We start from the raw sequence: 1,787 nt of genomic DNA, 5'->3' as shown, positions 1-1,787 counted from the left end.
GCATCGGGCCTCCTCATGGGTTGAAGAGACATCCCGTAGCCGGTTGAGTTGTCGGTCGAAGCTCCCGGCACCTCCGAAAAGGTGCTCACGATCCTCTGAAATCGTTGCTCACGATGCCGCGAAATCGCTGCTCACGATCCTCTGAAATCCGTGCTCACGATGCGGTGAAATCCGTGCTCACGATCACGCGAAACGCGCAGTTCAGCCCAAGGCGGTGGCTTATCCCACCGATGCCCGCCTGATGCACCGGGCGCTGATCAAACTCGTGGACCTCGCCAGGAGGTGTGGCGTCAGACTGCGTCAGAGTTATCGAAGAGTGGCCAAACACGCCCTGATCCGGATCGGCCGCTATCAGCATGCGCATCAGTTCAAGCGGGCGAACCGCGAGCTGCGGTTTCTGCGTGCCCGGCTTGGGCGGGTGATCCGGGACGTGCGCCGCAAGATCCAGGGCGATGCGGCCCTGGAGGAGCGCCTCAGTCCGCTGCTGGCCTTGGCGGTCAGGGTTCGGCAGCAGACCCAGCGCCAGCGCGGGTCCAAGGTCTACGCGCTGCATGCGCCGGAGGTGGAGTGCATCGGCAAGGGCAAAGCCCGCACACCGTATGAGTTCGGCTGCAAGGTGAGCATCGCCACGCCGGTGACACAGCCCAAGGGCGGTCAGTTCGTGCTGCATGCCCGGGCCTTGCACGGCAATCCGTATGACGGTCACACGCTGGCGACTGCGGTCGCCGATGTGGCGGCGATGACCGGGGTTGAGGTCCAGCGCACCCATGTCGACAAGGGCTATCGCGGACACAATCACCCGAACCGCTTCCAGGTCTGGATCTCAGGCCAGGTGCGCCGGACCACAGCCGCCCTCAAACGTGAGATGAAACGACGGGCAGCGATCGAGCCGGTGATCGGGCATCTGAAAGCCGAGCACCGGATGGGCCGCAATCATCTGAAAGGCCGTGAGGGCGACCGCATCAATGCCGTGCTGGCGGCGGTCGGGTACAACTTCTCACTCCTGCTGCGGTGGCTGGCAGCACTTTTGTGTGCCTTTGTCCTGGTGCTGGTTGGATCCGGTCCATCGCCTCGACGGGCGTGAGTCACGCCACCAGACAATTCTTCACGGACGACTACCCCTTCCCCGCCCGCTAGTCCTTGGCCGATTGTGGTGCGGCATGGACGTGCACCGGAACCACGGTCGACCAGCGGTCGAATGTGAACGTCAGCTCAACCACCTCTCCCTCCTTCAGCTCTCGATCGAGCGGACCAAGTTTTAGCCGGAGATTGTCCTTGTTGAACGTTGCCCACTCGCCTGCTCCAAGGCTAAAACCGTCGCTGTGGATCGATCCGGACCCAGCATGGACATCGAATGCGCCGCGCTCCCCGAGCTTCGTCTCGACCCGTGTCATGCGAATCTTGGTGGAGCTTTTGTTCTCGAGACGGAAGACCACGTCGGTGTAAGAGCCACGGGCAGCGGGTTCGATGGCCGTGTCGACGATCGCGATCTCTCCAGCAATATCACTGATCTTATCCGCGGCGACAGGATGCGAAGCCGCACCGGCCAAGATCACTAGCACTCCCGCTGAAAGCTTCGATCGATGCTTAAACATGTGTTCCCTCAAATTGCATTCAGGTTTGTGGAACTCTCTCCTGAGGAGGAGCCGGTTGGCTCCTCCGACAATTTGCAGGCCTACGCGGCGGGCCCTTGAACAGCCAGCTCCAGCGGTGTTCTCCTGATCTTCCGCTGGTTCACTCGGCGGCCTGGCTGAGCGGCTTGTGCTGAACCTCATGCTGTTCCGGTG

1 protein-coding gene and 1 pseudogene are annotated in these 1,787 nt (G+C 61.9%); one reads left to right on the top strand and one right to left on the bottom strand.

The annotated features are described in order from the left end of the window. Positions 1 to 199 precede the first annotated feature (199 nt). Positions 200 to 1,084, top strand: a pseudogene (locus tag OC446_RS30200) (IS5 family transposase); the annotation flags it as partial. A gap of 49 nt (positions 1,085 to 1,133) precedes the next feature. Here OC446_RS30200 and OC446_RS30195 read toward each other — a convergent pair. Continuing rightward, complete coding sequence (locus OC446_RS30195; protein ID WP_262032563.1) at positions 1,134 to 1,595, bottom strand: copper chaperone PCu(A)C; 462 nt, start codon at positions 1,593 to 1,595, stop codon at positions 1,134 to 1,136. Positions 1,596 to 1,787: the final 192 nt, after the last annotated feature.

Source organism: Microvirga sp. Mcv34 (assembly GCF_024519725.1).
Taxonomy (GTDB): domain Bacteria; phylum Pseudomonadota; class Alphaproteobacteria; order Rhizobiales; family Beijerinckiaceae; genus Microvirga.
This window is presented reverse-complemented; position numbering and strand designations above follow the sequence as displayed.